At 69.0% G+C, this 17,419-nt stretch carries 15 protein-coding genes; 14 read left to right on the plus strand and 1 reads right to left on the minus strand.

Annotated features, from left to right (window positions below):
• Positions 1 to 91: 91 nt before the first annotated feature.
• From DFR74_RS15480 to DFR74_RS15495, 4 genes are all read left to right on the plus strand, one after another.
• Positions 92 to 715, plus strand: a complete 624-nt coding sequence (locus tag DFR74_RS15480; protein WP_067509776.1) for a hypothetical protein — start codon at positions 92 to 94, stop codon at positions 713 to 715.
• Between the two features lie 15 nt (positions 716 to 730).
• Positions 731 to 985 (plus strand): hypothetical protein, encoded by a 255-nt coding sequence (locus tag DFR74_RS15485; RefSeq protein ID WP_067509775.1) that lies wholly within the window; start codon positions 731 to 733, stop codon positions 983 to 985.
• A gap of 31 nt (positions 986 to 1,016) precedes the next feature.
• Entirely contained in the window at positions 1,017 to 1,220 is a 204-nt protein-coding gene (locus tag DFR74_RS35425; RefSeq protein ID WP_067509772.1) for a hypothetical protein, read from the plus strand.
• 328 nt (positions 1,221 to 1,548) lie between these two features.
• Positions 1,549 to 1,818, plus strand: coding sequence for a hypothetical protein (locus DFR74_RS15495; protein ID WP_067509770.1), 270 nt, complete (start codon positions 1,549 to 1,551; stop codon positions 1,816 to 1,818).
• An 82-nt stretch (positions 1,819 to 1,900) separates the two neighbouring features.
• Here DFR74_RS15495 and DFR74_RS15500 read toward each other — a convergent pair whose 3' ends face one another.
• Positions 1,901 to 3,118, minus strand: a complete 1,218-nt coding sequence (locus tag DFR74_RS15500; protein ID WP_067509768.1) for a hypothetical protein — start codon at positions 3,116 to 3,118, stop codon at positions 1,901 to 1,903.
• Positions 3,119 to 3,315: 197 nt separating this feature from the next.
• Here DFR74_RS15500 and glf point away from each other — a divergent pair, with 197 nt between their 5' ends.
• The 10 genes from glf to DFR74_RS15550 all read left to right on the plus strand — a co-directional run bounded on the left by glf (position 3,316) and on the right by DFR74_RS15550 (position 17,407).
• Positions 3,316 to 4,533: a UDP-galactopyranose mutase gene (gene glf, locus DFR74_RS15505; RefSeq protein ID WP_067509766.1), complete on the plus strand. Its 1,218-nt coding sequence runs from the start codon at positions 3,316 to 3,318 to the stop codon at positions 4,531 to 4,533.
• Positions 4,534 to 4,556: 23 nt separating this feature from the next.
• A complete protein-coding gene (locus DFR74_RS15510; protein WP_067509893.1) occupies positions 4,557 to 6,542 on the plus strand; it encodes a glycosyltransferase in 1,986 nt (661 codons plus the stop codon).
• Positions 6,539 to 7,099 (plus strand): phosphatase PAP2 family protein, encoded by a 561-nt coding sequence (locus DFR74_RS15515; protein WP_195124908.1) that lies wholly within the window; start codon positions 6,539 to 6,541, stop codon positions 7,097 to 7,099. Before DFR74_RS15510 ends, DFR74_RS15515 begins: the two co-directional genes overlap by 4 nt.
• A 64-nt stretch (positions 7,100 to 7,163) precedes the next feature.
• On the plus strand, positions 7,164 to 8,090 hold the full coding sequence (locus tag DFR74_RS15520; RefSeq protein ID WP_067509764.1) for a decaprenyl-phosphate phosphoribosyltransferase: 927 nt from the start codon (positions 7,164 to 7,166) through the stop codon (positions 8,088 to 8,090).
• A gap of 4 nt (positions 8,091 to 8,094) precedes the next feature.
• Positions 8,095 to 10,014, plus strand: coding sequence for a flagellar motor control protein ZomB (gene zomB, locus DFR74_RS15525; protein WP_232331764.1), 1,920 nt, complete (start codon positions 8,095 to 8,097; stop codon positions 10,012 to 10,014).
• 230 nt (positions 10,015 to 10,244) lie between these two features.
• The gene (locus DFR74_RS15530; protein WP_067509761.1) at positions 10,245 to 11,330 is read left to right on the plus strand and encodes an alpha/beta hydrolase; all 1,086 of its coding nucleotides are present in this window, start codon (positions 10,245 to 10,247) and stop codon (positions 11,328 to 11,330) included.
• Between the two features lie 362 nt (positions 11,331 to 11,692).
• The gene (locus DFR74_RS15535; protein ID WP_084537731.1) at positions 11,693 to 12,751 is read left to right on the plus strand and encodes an alpha/beta hydrolase; all 1,059 of its coding nucleotides are present in this window, start codon (positions 11,693 to 11,695) and stop codon (positions 12,749 to 12,751) included.
• Positions 12,752 to 13,051: 300 nt separating this feature from the next.
• On the plus strand, positions 13,052 to 14,062 hold the full coding sequence (locus DFR74_RS15540) for an alpha/beta hydrolase (protein ID WP_067509886.1): 1,011 nt from the start codon (positions 13,052 to 13,054) through the stop codon (positions 14,060 to 14,062).
• A gap of 294 nt (positions 14,063 to 14,356) precedes the next feature.
• Positions 14,357 to 15,394, plus strand: a complete 1,038-nt coding sequence (locus tag DFR74_RS15545; RefSeq protein ID WP_267465286.1) for an alpha/beta hydrolase — start codon at positions 14,357 to 14,359, stop codon at positions 15,392 to 15,394.
• 147 nt (positions 15,395 to 15,541) lie between these two features.
• Positions 15,542 to 17,407: an alpha/beta hydrolase-fold protein gene (locus tag DFR74_RS15550; protein WP_084537729.1), complete on the plus strand. Its 1,866-nt coding sequence runs from the start codon at positions 15,542 to 15,544 to the stop codon at positions 17,405 to 17,407.
• Positions 17,408 to 17,419: the final 12 nt, after the last annotated feature.

The following is a 17,419-nucleotide window of genomic DNA, read 5'->3' on the forward strand; positions in this document are numbered from 1 at the left end:
CCGCAATGCCGGGCGTACTTCCGGGCCCCGCACGTCGGCCCCGTGGCGGTAGAGTCACGCGCGGAGGAGATCTGCGACGGGGGAGGGTGTCATGTATCCGGGATATCCCGCGCCGAACGGTTATGCGCCGTACGGGAACACGCGGCCGCCAGGTGGTGGGACGGCGATCACCGCCGGGATTCTGGCGTTGCTCGGGTGCGTGGCGGGTGTCGTCGGCCTGATTTCGGGCGTGGTCGCGGTGGTCGATTTCCACGACTACAACGACGTGTTCAACGATTCCGTCTACAGCGGGTTCGAGTACGAGATGTTCCTGTACGCGCGCATCGGTTGCCTGGCGATCCTCGCGCCACTACTGGGGATCGGCGGCGTCATGCTGCTGATGCGCCGTCGCGCGGGCCGTTCGATGGTCATCATCGGCTGCCTGGTCGCCATCGTCCTGAGCATCGGCAGCCTGGTGACGAACGGCGCGCTGCTCGGCAGCATAGGCGCGCTGGACGGCCGGACCGCGGGCGTCTCGTTGCTCGGCACCGTCGTCGGCCTGATCTTCCCGGTCACCACCCTGATCCTCGCCGCCGTCGGCGCGACCGTCCGCTGGATCGACGCCCGCGCCACCACCTCGGCCCCCGCCTACGGTTACCCGCCCAACCCGTACGGCCAGCCGAACCCGTACGCCCAACCCAACCCCTACGGCCAGCCGCAGTACCCGCCGTATTGATGCCGAAAGCCAGTCATGGCGCTGGTGCTCGCCACCGGCGCCATTCTCCTGCTCGCGCGCCGCCTCGCCGGCCGGGTGGTCCTGCCGATCGGCTGCGCCATCGCGGTGATCCTCGGCATCGCGAACATCGTGACCCGCTGGTCGGATTCCTACCTCGCGACGGTCTACGGAGTCGTCATGATCGCCGTCCCCCTCGCCCTGGCGGTCTTCGCCCTCCTGGAACCCACCGCCCGCTGGCTCCGCACCCGCCCGGTTCCGCAGGCCCGTTAGCGCCGAATTCCGCACAGCGAAGGGACATTCGATGAGCTACCCGCAGATGCCACACGGCGGCGCGCAACCGGGACAGCAGCCCTATCCGCAGCCCGGTGCGAACGGGCAGTTCGCCTTTCAGCCGGGGTATGCGCCACCGCCACAGGGGCAGCAGATGTACGGGCGCCCGCCCGGCCCGCGCCCGAGCGGGGCGACGGCGATCCTGGCGTCCGTCGCGGCCCTGGTGGCCGGGTAGTTCCTCGTCGCGTCGGCGGCGGGCGGCGTATTCATGTGGCGCCACGACTATTCGAGCTTCCTGTACTACCGCACGCCGCCGTGGCCGTACTCCGTACTCCTGGGCGCGCGCGATGGCGGGGCTGGGCGCGGCGCGCAGTGCGAGATCGCTGAGCAGCCGGTCGGAAGCCTGTAGCTCGCAGATCTTTTCGACCAGGTAGACGAACGCGTCCCACGGGTCGCCGAGGGTGAGCGCGTCCTCGGCGATGCGGCTGCCCGCCTCGACGCGGTCGGAGACGGCGGCGGCGATCAGGTCGTCGCGGGTGGGGAACCGGTTGTAGAGGGTGCCGATGGCCACGCCCGCGCGTGGCTCCGGCGCACTGCTGTTCTCCTCCGGCCACTCCGAACGCCACTTCCAGCCCTACCTCGCCAACTTCGGCGTGGCGCTCGGCGCGCTGATCGGCAACAGCAAGGCCGAACGCATCGTGGACGAGAACCCCGAAGCGGTACCGCCGGGTCTCGTCCTCCCGCGCATCACCAATGCCGAAGTGGGCGAACGCTATTGGCGGCTGTATACCGAACGCGACACGGTGGAACTCGACGTCGGCTTCCCGGCGTGACGGGTCGGCCTGCGCGCTCACCGGCAGTTCCGCACGCGAAAACGCCGGGCCGAGAACAAGTCTCGACCCGGCGCTCTCCCGATCAGGCCGCGCACATGGACTGCATGACACCCTTCAGCACCGGCGCGCCGTACGTCGTCGGCGCGAACGCCAGCGTCTGGATGATCGACAGCGGCGTCGTCACCGCCGACCCCACCCCGGTGAACCCGAGCGCGGTGTTCCCGGCGGTGAGCAGCAGGCTGGTCACGTCCAGGCTCAGTGTCGCCAGGTCGAAGGCGTGCTCCACCTCGATGTCGGCCAGCGGCACGGTGTTCAGCGCGCGCCCCTCGTAGATGCTGAACCCGAGGTTGGTGAGGAAGGTCAGCGGGCCGTAGTCGATGGCGTGCACGAGCGGTCCGAGTTCCTCGGTGCGCCGCATCAGCATCAGTTCGGCCACGCGGTTGTCGCGCAGGAAGGCCTGGAGCGAGTCGGCGGCGGCGTGCATCGCCGGCCGGTCCAGCGGCAGCCCGGCGGTGTCGAGGAAGGTCCTGGTGCGTTCGACCAGTTCGCGGGTGGTGAGGTCGGCGACGGGCGTGCAGGTGCCGTCGGCGAGCACCACCGAATTGGCCAGGTCGATGAGCGGCTGCGGCAAGACGACGTGCCCGATCGGCGGCTGCTCCAGCTCGAGCGCCGGATACACCCCCGGTGCGGTGCAGGTGGTGGCGACGGCGTTCTGGATCTGTCGCGCGACGGCCTTCACACCATTGAACATCGCGCCCACGATCGGCTTGAGGAAGAAGCCCACCGTCGGCACCAGGCTGGCGGCCAGCTGCGCGGGGATCTTCACGATCCGGGTGGCCAGGATGAACACCTCGACGACGTCGTTGACGGTGAGTTCGGAGATCGACACGGTCTCGTGCACGCGTCCGGTGCGCACCGCGTCCAGGCCGTTCACCAGGTAGGTGACGATCGGGTCGTCCAGGAACTCGAGCCGCTCACCGACCTGTTCGGGCAGTTTGGGCAGTCCGTCGCGGTGCACCCGCAGCGATGCGACGGCCAGGCGGAAGTCCTGCACCTGCCGGTCGTAGTCGGCGAGTTGCGCGGGCGGGACCGCGGTGCGGACGGCGCTCGCGGCGGCGGTGACCACGTCGTCGAACGTCGGCGCGCCCGGCAGGCACGGGCCCGCGGCGCCGGCGACGGGCGTCGCGGCGAGGGTCTGGGGTGTGGCGTTCGCGGTGGCCGGAACGAGGACTCCGGTACCGAGAACGGCGCACAGCGCGACGGCCGCCGTCAGCGGGGCCAGGAGGCGCGGGATTCGCATGGGCGTACTCCGGGTGATGGTCGGTGACCGACTCGGGGGCGACAACTGGACGTATGTTCAGCTCGGGTGCCTATGTAATAGCGCCGCGGTGGACGGCAGGTTGTGGTTTCGGCGAACATCGCGAGAATTTCCCGTGGCCGCCACCGGGGGCCGCCTTCCCCGGGGGCGCGCGCGGACTTCCGATACTCTGGGCTCCCGTGACCGTCGCATCGTCCCCCGGTAACTCCACACCCTTCGATCTGATCGTCGTCGGCTCCGGCTTCTTCGGGCTGACCATCGCCGAGCGCGTCGCCGCGACCCTCGGCAAACGCGTCCTGGTCCTGGACCGCCGCCACCACATCGGCGGCAACGCCTACTCCGAACCGGAACCCGAGACCGGGATCGAGATCCACAAATACGGTGCGCACCTGTTCCACACCTCCAACAAGAAGGTGTGGGACTACGTCACGCAGTTCACCGAATTCACCAACTACCAGCACCGCGTCTTCGCGATGCACAAGGGGCAGGCCTTCCAGTTCCCGATGGGCCTGGGCCTCATCTCGCAGTTCTTCGGGCGCTACTTCACCCCCGAGGAGGCGCGCGCGCTCATCGCCGAGCAGTCCGCCGAGATCGAGACCGCCGACGCGCAGAACCTCGAGGAGAAGGCGATCTCGCTGATCGGGCGCCCGCTCTACGAGGCGTTCATCCGCGACTACACCGCCAAGCAGTGGCAGACCGACCCCAAGGAACTGCCCGCGGGCAATATCACCCGCCTGCCGGTGCGCTACACCTTCGACAACCGCTACTTCAACGACACCTACGAGGGCCTTCCGAAAGAGGGCTATACGAAGTGGCTGGAGAACATGGCCGCCTCCGAACTCATCGAGGTGCGCCTGAACACCGACTGGTTCGAGGTGCGCGACGAGTTGCGCGCCCAGAACCCCGACGCCCCGGTCGTCTACACCGGCCCGCTGGACCGCTACTTCGACTACAGCGAGGGCGAACTGGGCTGGCGCACCATCGACTTCGAGACCGAAGTCCTGGCCACCGGCGACTACCAGGGCACCTCGGTGATGAACTACAACGACGGCGACGTGCCGTTCACCCGCATCATCGAGCCGCGCCACTTCCACCCCGAGCGCGACTACCCGGCCGACAAGACAGTCATCATGCGCGAGTACTCGCGCTTCGCGCAGACCGGCGACGAGCCGTACTACCCGATCAACACCCCCGAGGACCGCGCCAAACTGCTGGCCTACCGCGAGCGCGCCAAGCGCGAGACCGCCGAGGCCAAGGTGCTCTTCGGCGGCCGTCTCGGCACCTACCAGTACCTGGACATGCACATGGCGATCGGCTCGGCGCTGAGCATGTTCGAGAATGTGCTGCGACCGCACCTGGAATCGGGCGCCCCGCTCACCGACGGGGTCGCCGAGTGACCACCGCACCGATCCTGGACGATATGACGAACCGGACCCGCGCGATCTCGCTGCTACAGCGCATCATCCTGCCCCGGCCGGGCGAACCCCTCGACGTGCGCACCCTCTACCTGGAGGAGTCGGCCACCAACGCGCGCCGCGCGCACGCGAGCACCCGCACCTCGCTGTCCATCGGCGCGGAGTCGGAGGTCTCGTTCTGCACCTACTTCAACGCGCTGCCCGCCAGCTACTGGCGGCGCTGGAGCGTGCTGAGCTCGGTGGTGCTGCGGCTGGAGCTGGCCGGGCACGGCCGGGTCGACGTGTACCGCTCCAAGGCCGACGGCTCGCGCATCCACGTGCAGGGCAAGGAATTCGGTGCGCCGCGAGCTCAGAGCCCGGAGGCGGTAGCGGAGCGTGACCACGTAGGGCTCAGTGAGTGGCGCGAATTCAACACAGCCCCCACCGGGGCCGACTCCACCACCGTCGAGTTCGAGACCGACCTCGCGCCGTTCGAGGACGGCGGCTGGATCTGGTTCGACATCACCACCGACACCGCGGTCACGCTGCTCTCCGGCGGCTGGTACGCGCCGGCCGAGGCGCCCGGTGCGGGCACCATCGCGGTGGGCATGCCCACCTTCAACCGGCCCACCGACGCGGTGAAGACGCTCGCCGCGCTCGGCGCCGACCCGCTGGTGCTGGACAAGATCGAGGCCGTCATCATCCCCGACCAGGGGACCAGGAAGGTCGTCGACGAGCCGGGCTTCGCCGAGGCCGCGGCCGTGCTCGGCGCCCGGCTGGCCATCCACGACCAGCCCAACCTCGGCGGGTCGGGCGGCTACAGCCGGGTCATGTACGAGGCGCTGAAGACCACGAACGCCGAGTACATCGTCTACATGGACGACGACATCGAGATCGAGCCCGACTCGATCCTGCGCGCGCTGGCCTTCGCCCGCTTCGCGCGCTCGCCGATCCTGACCGGCGGCCAGATGCTCAACCTGCAGGAGCGCTCGCACCTGCACACCATGGGCGAGGTGGTCGACCGCGGCATCTTCATGTGGACCGCCGCTCCCAACGTCGAATACGACCACGACTTCGCGAAGTACCCGCTGCGCGACCGGGACAACTCCAAGCTGCTGCACCGGCGCATCGACGTCGACTTCAACGGCTGGTGGACCTGCGTGATCCCGCGCCGGGTGGCCGAGGAGCTCGGGCAGCCGCTGCCGCTGTTCCTGAAGTGGGACGACGTCGAGTACGGCCTGCGCGCCCGCGCCGCCGGGTACCCGACCGTCACGCTGCCGGGCGCGGCCGTGTGGCACATGGCCTGGAGCGACAAGGACGACGCCATCGACTGGCAGGCGTACTTCCACCTGCGCAACCGCCTGGTGGTCGCCGCGCTGCACCTGCCCGGCGACGGGCGCGCGATGGTGGCCAACACCGTCAAGGCGACGCTGAAACACCTGCTCTGCCTGGAGTATTCGACGGTCGCGATCCAGAACGAGGCGATCCGCGACTTCCTGGCCGGTCCGGAGCGGCTGTTCGAGCTGCTGCCCAGCGCGCTCGGCAAGGTGCACGCGCTGCGCAAGGAGTACCCCGACGCGGTGGTGCTGCCGTCCTCGACCGACCTGCCGCTGGCCAGCCACCACGCCGTCGGCGCGGTCGGCGAACCGGGCAACCCGATCGCCAAGGTCGCGCGCCTGGCCAAGGGCGTGGTGCACAACCTGCGCGCCGCCAAACCCGAACACCACGACACCCCGCAGCTCAACGTGCCCACGCTGGACGCGCGCTGGTTCCTGCTCTCGCAGGTCGACGGCGTCACGGTGACCACCGCCGACGGGCGCGGCGTGGTGTACCGCAAGCGCGATCCGCGCAAGGCGGCCGCACTGCTGCGCGAGGCCCTGCGGTTGCGCAAGGAACTCGCCGCCCGCTTCCCGGAGTTGCGGCGGCGCTACCGGGACGCGCACGCGGAACTCACCGGCACCGCGGCGTGGGAGAAGGCATTCCTCGACGACCAGAACGGAACCGGCAAGTGAACGCGGTCAACCCCAGCCTGCGCGATTCGGCCACCCGGCCGCCCGAGGTCGCGGTCCTCAACGCCGTGCAGTCCACGATCGGCGCCAACCCGGCGGTGGTGTCGGCGGCGCGCGGCATGTCCCATTTCGGTGAGCACGCGCTGGGCTGGGTCGGCATCGCGGCCGCGGGCTGGCTGGTCGACAAGCCGCGCAGGCGGCAGTGGGCCGGGGTCGCGGTGGGCGCGGTGGGCGCGCACGCGGCCTCCATCGTCATCAAGCGGATCGTGCGGCGCCCGCGCCCCAACGATCCGTCGGTGCAGGTCAACGTGGGGACGCCGAGCAAACTGAGCTTCCCGTCCTCGCACGCCACCTCCACCACGGCGGCGGCCGTGTTGCTCGGCAGGCTCACCGGGCTACCCTTGCCTGCGGTACTCGTCCCGCCGATGCTGCTCTCCCGCGTCGTGCTCGGCGTGCACTACCCCTCGGACGTGCTCGCCGGTTCCGCGCTCGGCGCCGCGTCGGCCGCCGCCGTGCTCGCCGCCGAGAAACGGTATGAGCGCAAGGGCGGAGGCAGGTAGTTTGCGTAACGACGTGGCGGCGGGGGATGAGCACCGCACATCGAACACAGAAAAGGTCTTGGACATGAGTGAAGAGCCGACCGGCGCCGACCTGGCCGAGGCCGTCGTCAAGGGCCCGCCCAAGACCCTGGTCGGCGGACTCGTCAAGGCCGTCCGCCCGCGCCAGTGGGTCAAGAACGTCTTGGTGCTGGCCGCGCCGCTGGCCGCGGGCTCGGTCACCGAGATCGACGTGCTGGCCAACGTGGGCGTCGCCTTCGTGGTGTTCTGCATGGCCGCCTCGGGCATCTACCTGGTGAACGACGCCATGGACGTGGAGGCCGACCGGGCGCACCCGACCAAGCGCTACCGCCCCATCGCGGCGGGCGTGGTGCCGGTCAACCTGGCCTACGGCCTGGCGGCGATCCTGCTCACCGCCTCCATCCTCGGCTCGTTCCTGGCCTCCTGGCAGCTGGCGGTGGTGATGGCGGTCTACATCGTCATCCAGCTGGCCTACTGCTTCGGGCTCAAGCACCAGGCCGTGCTCGACATCTGCATCGTCTCCTCGGGCTTCCTGCTGCGCGCCGTGGCCGGTGGCGCGGCCGCCTCGATCCCGCTCTCGCAGTGGTTCCTGCTGATCATGGCGTTCGGTTCGCTGTTCATGGCGGCGGGCAAGCGCTACGCCGAGCTGCAGATCGCGCTGGGCACCGGCGCCAAGATCCGCAAGTCGCTCGAGTACTACACACCGACCTACCTGCGCTTCATCTGGACGCTCGCGGCCACCGCGGTCGTGGTGTTCTACGGCCTGTGGGCGTTCGAACAGGACGAGAAGAACGACACCACCTGGTTCGCGATCTCGATGATCCCGTTTACCATCGCAATCCTGCGTTACGCGGTCGACGTCGACGGTGGCGAGGCCGGAGAACCCGAAGAGATCGCGCTGGGGGATCGCGTCCTCCAGTTCCTCGCAATCGCCTGGATCGGAGCGGTAGGTGTCGCTGTCTATCTCACCTGACGAAATGCTGGTAGAGGGAGCGGAGCGAACTGAAGACGAGTCCGAACGTCCCGCCCACGCGCGGGACCGTTCGGCCCTGTCGCTACGCCTGTCCCGCGCCACGTTCGTCGGTGGGATCGCGCTCACCGTCGCACTGTTCGCGGCGGGCGCCTGGAGCAGGCGCTGGATCGCCGATGACGGCCTGATCGTCCTGCGCACCGTGCGCAATCTGCTGGCGGGCAACGGCCCGGTCTTCAACGCCGACGAGCGTGTCGAGGCCAACACCAGCGCCGCCTGGACCTATATCGTCTGGTTCTTCTCCTGGCTCACCCAGATCCGGCTCGAGTACGTGGTGCTCGGCGTCGCGCTGACGCTCTCGCTGGCCGCGATGGTGTTCGCGATGCTGGGCTCGGCGCGCCTGTGGGGCGGTACGTCCACGGCGCTGCTGCTACCCGCGGGCGTGCTCGTCTACATCGCGGTGCCCCCTGCGCGCGACTACGCCACCTCCGGCCTGGAGAGCGGGCTGGTGATCTTCTGGATCGCCGTGCTGTGGTGGCTGCTCATGCGGTGGGCGCAGGCCGATCGCGTGCGCGTGCCCGAACTGCTGGGCCTGGTGTTCTTCGCCGGGCTCGCGCCGCTGATCCGGCCGGAGATGGCGCTGGTCGGCGCGCTCGCTCTGCTGATGATCTTCCTCGCGCCGATGCCCGAGGCCCGGTTCTCGCCCACGGTGCTGCGGGTGCTGATCGTGGCGGCGGCCGGACTGCTGCCGATGGGTTACCAGATCTGGCGCATGGGCTACTACGGCCTGCCCTACCCGAACACGGCCGTCGCCAAGGACGCGGGCGGCGCGAAATGGGAGCAGGGCTTCACCTACCTGTGGGACTTGGTCGGCCCCTACTACCTGTGGGTGCCACTGCTGGTGCTGCTGATCGGCGGTGTGTTCGCGGGCCGTTCCGGCCTGGTGCGCCCGTCCCCGCGCAAGCTGGACGGCTGGTCGGTGCGCGGGCTGCGCGCCTGGCTGCGCTCGCCCGCCGCGGTGGTCACGCTGGTGCTGTTCAGCGGGTTCGTGCTCACGATCTACGCGCTGCGCGTGGGCGGCGACTTCATGCACGGGCGGATGCTGCTCTCGCAGCTGTTCCTGTTGCTGCTGCCCGTCGCGGTGCTGCCGGTGCGGGTGCCCCGCGAGGGGCTGCGCGCGGTGGGCAAGCCGCTCGCGGTCGTCGCGGTGGCCTGGCTGGCCGCGATGGCGTGGGCGGTCGTCGCCTCGGGCACCACGGCCATCACCAACGGCACCAAGATCAGCTCCTCGGGCATCGTGGACGAGCGGGTGTTCTACGTGCTCAACACCGGGCACGACCACCCGATCCGCGCCGAGGACTACCTCGACTACGCGCGCATGCGGCCCATGGTCGAGGCCATCGCGAACACCCCCGACGGCGGTCTGCTGCTGAACTCGCCCTCGTTCATGATGTGGTACATCGCCCCGCCGCCCCAGCCGATCCCCGAGGGCGGCGCCGGGCACACCGTGTACTTCCTGAACCTGGGCATGACCAGCATGAACGTGCCGCTGGACGTGCGCGTCATCGATCCGATGGGCCTGGCCTACCCGCTGGCCGCGCACAGCGACCGGCTCGCCGACGGCCGCATCGGCCACGACAAGAGCCTGTTCCCGGACTGGGTGATCGTGGACACGGGCATGGTCGATCGCAAGCCGTGGATGCCGTGGTACCTGGACGAGGACTGGGTCACCCAGGCCCGCGCGGCCATGGGCTGCCCCGACACCCAGGCGCTGCTGATCTCCTCGCGGGAGCCGCTGACCTTCGAACGGTTCCGGCACAATTTCCGCAACGCGCTGAATTTCGCGAGCTACCGCATCGACCGGGTGCCCAAGTACGAGATCCAGCGCTGCGGGCTGGTCGATCCGATCCCGCAACCGCCGCGCTGATCCGCGCCCCACGTGTCACACTGGTCGCACGAATCGCGGGGAGTCTCTTTGGACATCTCTACAAAAGTGGTGTGCGCCGCTTTATATCGGTTTGATAACGCCCTCGCATCGATGGCGGGTTAGGCTCAGGCGGCGCATCCGCGGGGAGGTGCACTCGTCATGGAGAGATCCGGCGGAACCCGTCGGCGCGGCCGCGTGCGGCCGCATGAAGGAAAGGCCGTAACGAACACATGCGAGGCGTGATCGGGCGTGGCGCGCGGACACAACGTTCGCGCGCCGGTAGAGCCCGTGACTGGATCAAGAAGTCGGTGCTGGTGTCACTGGCCGTCGTACTGCCGCTGGGAGCGACGGTCGCGGGTCAGGGAGCCACGGCATCGGCGGCGTTCAACCCCGACGGATTCGACTTCTGGGTCGACTCCAGCATGGGACCCATCAAGTCGCGGATCTTCCGCGCGGCCGACGGCAACACCAACCGCGTCGTGTACGCCCTGGACGGCATGCGCGCCCGCGGCGACCTGAACGGCTGGGAGATCGACACCGAGGTCGCCCGCGAGCTGGCCAAGTGGAACATCAACGTGGTCATGCCGGTCGGCGGCCCGTCCAGCTTCTACGCGGACTGGAACGCCCCGAGCACCTTCCTCGGCATCCCCACCGGTTCCGGCCCGTCCGGGTCGTCGGCGGGTTCGTCGATGACCGGATCGTCGGGCTGGCAGGAGACCCTGGGCAAGGTCAACACCTACAAGTGGGAGACCTTCCTGACCCAGAACCTGAAGAACGCGCTGCGTGACCGGCTGGGCTTCAGCTCCACCCGCAACGGCGTGTTCGGCCTGTCGATGGGCGGCAGCGCGGCGCTCACGCTGGCCGCGTACCACCCGCAGCAGTTCAGCTTCGCCGGCGCGTTCTCCGGCTACCTGAACATCTCGGCCCCCGGTATGCGCGAGGCCCTGCGCCTGGCGATGATCAGCGCGGGCGGCTACAACATCGACGCGATGGCCCCGCCGTGGGGTCCGCAGTGGCTGCGCATGGACCCGTTCGTCTTCGCGCCGCGCCTGAAGGCCAATAACACCCGCCTGTGGGTCGCCGCTGGCAGCGGTCTGCCCTCCGGTGGCGACATCGGCTCGCCGATGGACGTGGTGCAGGGCGTGCCGCTGGAACTGCTGGCCCACGTCAACACCCGCGCGTTCCAGGTCCGCATGGCGACCCTGGGCGCGAACAACGTGACCTACAGCTTCCCGCCCACCGGTATCCATAACTGGCGGAACTGGGAGTCCGAGGTCTACCGCATGATCCCGGACATGTCGGCCAATATCGGCTGACCCTGGTCACGTAGCGCGGCGTCGCCGCGCGGGCTTGTGTGCCCGCCGCGACGACGCCGCCGGGCCGAGTCCCGAGAGAACCGCCCGCGCGCTCGCGCCGGGCGGTTTTTTCGTGCCCCGACCGGGGCATCCACCCGCACCCGCGACAACGAATGCGAGGTGGGGGACCGCGAATCCTTGTGCCGTGGATCACTATCCAGCAACATGGAGGCATTCGTTCCCGATTCATACACAGAGAGCATGCACTGAGGTCGAAACGTCCGGTTCTGCGCCGGACGGGCGATCTTCGTGCCCGATGAGGGGGCCGGTGATGTTGCCTGCTATTTGCCATTCGCCGGCCGCTGAAGGAGAGGTCGAGTCGAATGCGAGTTGTCCGCTGGAAACGTAGGGCCGAACGGCCGTCCTCCCGCGCACGGATGCGGGTGTGGGCGCTGGGGGTCGCGATGGCGATGCTGGCCCCGCTCGGCGTATCGGTCGCGGGCACCGGCGCCACGGCGTCGGCGGCGTTCAATCCGGCGGCGTTCGACTTCTGGGTCGACTCCGGTATGGGCCCCATCAAGAGCCGCGTCATCCGCGCGGCCGACGGCAACACCAACCGCGTGGCCTACGTCCTGGACGGCATGCGCGCGCCCGAGACGCTCAACGGCTGGGAGATCGAGACCGACATCCCCGGCATCCTCGCCAGGAACAACATCAACGTCGTCATGCCCGTCGGCGGCATGTCCAGCTTCTACGCCGACTGGAACGCCCCGAGTGAGTTCTTCGGCATCCCGGCCGGTGCGGGGTCGAGTTCGGGTTCCGGCGCGCTGAACGCCTTCGCGGGCGGCCCCGGCAAGAGCTACCGGTACCAGTGGGAGACCTTCCTGACGCAGAACCTGCGCTGGGCCCTGCGCGATCGGCTCGGGTTCAACCCCCACCGCAACGGTGTGTTCGGCCTGTCCATGGGCGGCAGCGCCGCGCTGACGCTGGCGGCCTACCACCCCGATCAGTTCAGCTTCGCCGGCGCGTTCTCCGGCTACCTGAACATCTCCGCGCCCGGTATGCGCGAGGCCATCCGCCTGGCCATGCTCGACGCGGGCGGTTACAACGTGGACGCGATGGCCCCGCCGTGGGGTCCGCAGTGGCTGCGCATGGACCCGTTCGTCTTCGCGCCCAACCTGATCCGCAACGGCACCCGGGTGTGGATCGCGGCGGCCAGCGGCCTGCCCACCAACACCGATCCGCCGAGCTTCAACACGCTCAACGGCATGGGCCTCGAGGCGCTGGCGCTGGCCAACACCCGGGCGTTCCAGGTGCGCATGGCGACCCTGGGCGGCGGCAACGCGCACTACTCGTTCCCGCAGTTCGGTATCCACGCGTGGAACACCTGGAACGACGAGGCGCTGCGCATGATCCCGGACATGTCGGCGAATATCGGCTGATTCCGGCTGTCTCGACCGCCCGCGACCCGAATGGTCGCGGGCGGTTTCGTGTTGTCCGGAAGATCGCTGAGTACGGTGCCGCTCCGGTATTCGCGACGTGTCACGGAAAATCGGGCAAATCTTCCGCTTTCGTCACGATCCGATCTCGCCACGTGTAATTACCGGCGTGTAGGCCGAATTCCCGCTTATAGAAAGTGGTACCGCCGACGAACAGCGCACGTTCGGTTCCCGGCGTCGAGTGTCGATTGTCATGCATGGCGGTTGCGGTCGATGGGGATCGCAGGGCGAAAGGTCGAGTCGATGCGGGATGGCGGGATACGCGGGATAGTTGCCAGAGGATGGTCGCGGGGGTGGCTGCGCCGGTCGGCCGCCGGTCTGGCACTCGCGGTGGCCGCGCCGTTCGGGGTGGCGGCGGTGGGGCCGATTCCCTCGGCCGCCGCGGACTACAACCCGGCCGGTTTCGATTTCTGGGTCGACTCCAGCATGGGCCCGATCAAGACGCGCGTCTTCCGCGCCGCCGACGGCAACACCCGCCGCGTCGTGTACGCGCTCGACGGCCTGCGCGCCCGCAACGACCTGAGCGGCTGGGAGATCGACACCGAGATCTCGCGGGTGCTGCCGCAATGGAACATCAACGTGGTGATGCCGGTGGGCGGCCAGTCCAGCTTCTACTCGGACTGGATCGCGCCGAGCAACACCAACGGCCAGACCGCCCCGTACGCGTGGGAGACCTTCCTGACCCAGAACCTGCGCTGGGCGCTGCGTGACCGGCTGGGCTTCAATCCCTACGGGAACGGCGTGTTCGGCCTGTCCATGGGCGGCAGCGCCGCGCTCGCGCTGGCCGCCTACCACCCCGACCAATTCCGTTACGCCGGTTCGTATTCCGGCTACCTGAACATCTCCGCGCCCGGTATGAAAGAGGGGTTGCGGCTGGCGCTGCTGGACGCGGGCGGGTTCAACATCGACGCCATGTGGGGCCCGCCGTGGGATCCGCGCTGGCTGCGCAACGACCCGTTCATGTTCGCACCGCTGTTGCGCGCCAACGGAACTCGCCTGTGGATCGCGACCGGCAACGGGGTGAACGGCCCGCGCGACGTGATCGAGGAACCGATCGACGTCTACCACCTCGGCAACGCCATGGCGCTGGAGACGATCGCGCTCGCCAACACCCGCGCGTTCCAGGCCCGGATGGACAGTCTGGGCGGCGCCAACGCCGTGTATCGCTATACGCCGGTGGGCGTGCACTTCTGGCGCTACTGGGAGGATCAGGTCTATGAGATGCTGCCGGATCTGAGCGCCCATCTCGGGTGAGATGACAAAATCGGACATCCGGGACGACATCGCGACCGGAACGCGATAGGGTCACCGCACGATCACAGAGTGTGCGCGGGCGGATATCGGCCAACGGAGCGGCGGCAATCTTGCTAACGATTCGGGTGTCGAATATTCTCTCGCGAGCGCAAGTGTGTGACCAGATCGTTGCAGCGCGGTCATCTGTGCCGGAGGTCGGGATCCGGCGCGAGTGTGACGTGCGTCTCGTCGGCACGGGTGTCGGCTCGCCTCACGGTGAGCGGGCGCCACAACAGCAGAAAGAGAGCAGTATTCATGCGTTTCGGCAGGGCCGCCGCGCCGAAGAGTGTCAAGGCAGGACGGCGAGGCGCACCTCGTGGATGGCGTCAGCGAATTCTGGCTGTCGGCGCAGCGGCACTAGCGCTGCCGATCGCCACCGGACTGGCGGCCCCGACCGTCGCCACGGCCGCCCCGGCGTACGCGCCGGTGTTGCGTGCGCCGGCGGGGGGCTACGAAGAGCTCATGGTGCCCTCGCAGATGGGCCCGATCAAGGTCCAGGTGCAGTGGGCCGCGCGGGGCGGCAACGCCGCGCTCTACCTGCTCGACGGCATGCGCGCCCGCGACGACCGCAACGCCTGGTCGTTCGAGACGAACGCCATGGAGCAGTTCAAGAACGACAACATCACCCTGGTGATGCCGGTCGGCGGCCAGTCCAGCTTCTACCGCGACTGGTACGCGCCCTCGAACACCAACGGGCAGAAGACCACCTACAAGTGGGAGACCTTCCTCAGCCAGGAGCTGCCCAACTTCCTCGCGGGCTATGGCGTCTCCAAGACCAATAACGCCGTCGTCGGCCTGTCCATGGGCGGCAGCGCGGCCCTGGCCCTGGCCGCCTACCACCGCGACCAGTTCAAGTTCGCCGGTTCCTACTCCGGCTACCTGAACATCTCCGCGCCGGGCATGCGCGAGGCGATCCGCATCGCGATGCTGGACGCCGGCCGCTTCAACGTGGACGCGATGGCCGCGCCGTGGAGCCCGGAGTGGCTGCGCATGGACCCGTTCGTGTTCGCCCCGCAGCTCAAGGGCCTGCCGATGTACATCTCGGCGTCCTCGGGCCTGCCCGGCCAGCACGACCGCCCGAACTCGCCGGTCGGCGTGTTCAACACCGGTAACGCGATGGCGCTCGAGGCCCTCTCGCTGGTGAACACCCGCGCCTTCCAGGTCCGCCTGAACTCGCTGGGCATCCCCGCCCACTTCGATTTCCCGGCCACCGGCACCCACAACTGGAAGTACTGGCAGGACCAGCTGTGGAACACCCGCAAGGGCATCCTCGACGCCACCGGCGCCTGGTGAGGTAAGTACCCGAAAGTTCCACGACGCCGCCGTTTCCCCAGGAAACGGCGGCGTCGTCGCGTTGAAGGGTCAACCCTCTGAGACGGATTCGTTAGCTACTGGCGTGGCGTGCACGGAACTTCGTCTTTTCAGGAGTACAAAACTCTTGTGGCTGGAGTTGCTTGTGGTAAGAGAGCGAAACGGCGCGGCGGACGTTCCGCACGCGGTCGGCTCACCCTGCTGGCCACCGCGCTGACCATCCCGCTGGCCGCCGGACTCGCCGCCGCCCCCGCCCAGGCCCAGCCGGCCGCCGTGCCCGCCGAGGCCACCGTCCACAACGCCATCTGGCTGACCGACCGCCGCGTCGCCCTCTGGGTGAACTCGCCGTCCATGGGCACGCCCGTGCAGGTGCAGCTGCTGCTCGCCCGCGACTGGAACACCCGCCCCGACGCGAAGTTCCCGCTGCTGTTCATGCTCGACGGCCTGCGCGCCACCGAGGACGAGAGCGGCTGGACCAAGGACGCGGGCGCCGCCGACTTCTACGCCGACAAGAACGTCACCGTGGTGCTGCCGGTGGGCGGCCAGTCCAGCTTCTACGCCGACTGGTTGCAGCCCGACAACGGCCGCAACTACAAGTGGGAGACGTTCCTGACCAAGGAACTGCCGCCGCTGCTGGAGAGCCAGTGGCGCGCGACCGACGCCCGCGGCCTGGCGGGCCTGTCGATGGGCGGTACGGCCGCCATGTTCCTGGCGGGGCGCAACCCGCAATTCGCGAAGTACGCCGCCTCCTACTCCGGCTTCCTCACCACCACCACGCTGGGCATGCCGCAGGCCATCCAGTTCGCCATGCGCGACGCGGGCGGCTACGACTCGGCCGCCATGTGGGGCCCGCCGACCGACCCGCAGTGGGAGGCGCACGATCCCTACCGGCTGGCCGAGCACCTGAAGGGCGTGAGCCTCTACGTCTCCAGCGGCGCCGGCACCACCGGGCCGTTCGATCAGGAGTCCGGGATCATCCCCGGCATCAGCACCAACTTCGCCGGGATGGGTCTGGAGATCCTCTCGCGGCTCACCTCGGAGAACTTCGTCACCAAGCTCGGTGAGCTCCAGATCCCGGTGCAGGTGAATTACCGTGCGTCCGGGACGCATTCGTGGCCCTACTGGGATTTCGAGATGCGCCAATCCTGGCCGCAGGCCGCCTCGGCGCTCGGCGTGGAGCCGAACGGCCCGGCGTGTGCGGCGGCCGGCGCGATCGGCCCGGTGGCCGCCGCGAACGGCTGGCTCGGCCCGTGCCGCACGGCCGAGTACGCGGTGCCGGGCGGTGTGGCGCAGGACTTCGTCGGCGGCCGGGTGTTCTATTCGGGCGCGACAGGCGCGCACGCGGTGGGCGGCATGATCGGCGGCGGCTACCAGGCCGCGGCGGGTCCCGGCGGTCCGCTCGGGCTGCCCATCGACGGGGAACACCCCCTGCCGGACGGGCGCGGGCGCTACCAGGCGTTCCAGCACGGCTCGCTGTACTGGACGCCACAGACCGGCGCGCATGTGGTGCGCGGCGCGATCCTCGACGAGTGGGGCAGGCAGGGCTTCGAGCGCGGCCCCGCGGGCTACCCGGTGGCGCCCGAGGTGAAGACCCCCAACCGCGACGGCGCGGTGCAGGCGTTCGAGAACGGGCCCTTCTACTACAGCGCCGCCACCGGCGTGCACCGCGTGCAGGGACTGATCCTGGGCAAGTACGCCGAAATGGGTTACGAGAACAGCTGGCTCGGCTTCCCGGCCGCCGAGGAGCAGCCGCTGAAGGACCTCGGCCGCTACAGCCGGTTCGAGGGCGGCAACCTCTACTGGAGTCCGCTCTCGGGTGCCTGGGCGGTGCGCAACGGTCCGCTGATGGACGCGTGGGGCGCGGAGGGTTTCGAGAACGGCAGGCTCGGCTATCCGGTCGGCGACGAGTTCGCCATCCCGGGTGGTGTGCGCCAGAACTTCCAACTGGGGTTCGTCACCGTCGTCGACGGCAAGGCGCAAGTGCACGGCAACTGAACCCCGCCGTTG

The organism is Nocardia puris (genome assembly GCF_003315035.1).
In the GTDB taxonomy this organism is placed as follows: domain Bacteria; phylum Actinomycetota; class Actinomycetes; order Mycobacteriales; family Mycobacteriaceae; genus Nocardia; species Nocardia puris.

What these genes read in the sequence shown, in the direction of transcription:
- DFR74_RS15480 (WP_067509776.1), top strand. Translation starts at nt 92, where the DNA reads ATGTATCCGGGATATCCCGCGCCGAACGGTTATGCGCCGTACGGGAAC.
- DFR74_RS15485 (WP_067509775.1), top strand. Translation starts at nt 731, where the DNA reads ATGGCGCTGGTGCTCGCCACCGGCGCCATTCTCCTGCTCGCGCGCCGC.
- DFR74_RS35425 (WP_067509772.1), top strand. Translation starts at nt 1,017, where the DNA reads ATGAGCTACCCGCAGATGCCACACGGCGGCGCGCAACCGGGACAGCAG.
- DFR74_RS15495 (WP_067509770.1), top strand. Translation starts at nt 1,549, where the DNA reads ATGGCCACGCCCGCGCGTGGCTCCGGCGCACTGCTGTTCTCCTCCGGC.
- DFR74_RS15500 (WP_067509768.1), bottom strand. Translation starts at nt 3,118, where the DNA reads ATGCGAATCCCGCGCCTCCTGGCCCCGCTGACGGCGGCCGTCGCGCTG.
- DFR74_RS15510 (WP_067509893.1), top strand. Translation starts at nt 4,557, where the DNA reads ATGACGAACCGGACCCGCGCGATCTCGCTGCTACAGCGCATCATCCTG.
- DFR74_RS15520 (WP_067509764.1), top strand. Translation starts at nt 7,164, where the DNA reads ATGAGTGAAGAGCCGACCGGCGCCGACCTGGCCGAGGCCGTCGTCAAG.
- zomB (WP_232331764.1), top strand. Translation starts at nt 8,095, where the DNA reads ATGCTGGTAGAGGGAGCGGAGCGAACTGAAGACGAGTCCGAACGTCCC.
- DFR74_RS15530 (WP_067509761.1), top strand. Translation starts at nt 10,245, where the DNA reads ATGCGAGGCGTGATCGGGCGTGGCGCGCGGACACAACGTTCGCGCGCC.
- DFR74_RS15535 (WP_084537731.1), top strand. Translation starts at nt 11,693, where the DNA reads ATGCGAGTTGTCCGCTGGAAACGTAGGGCCGAACGGCCGTCCTCCCGC.
- DFR74_RS15540 (WP_067509886.1), top strand. Translation starts at nt 13,052, where the DNA reads ATGCGGGATGGCGGGATACGCGGGATAGTTGCCAGAGGATGGTCGCGG.
- DFR74_RS15545 (WP_267465286.1), top strand. Translation starts at nt 14,357, where the DNA reads ATGCGTTTCGGCAGGGCCGCCGCGCCGAAGAGTGTCAAGGCAGGACGG.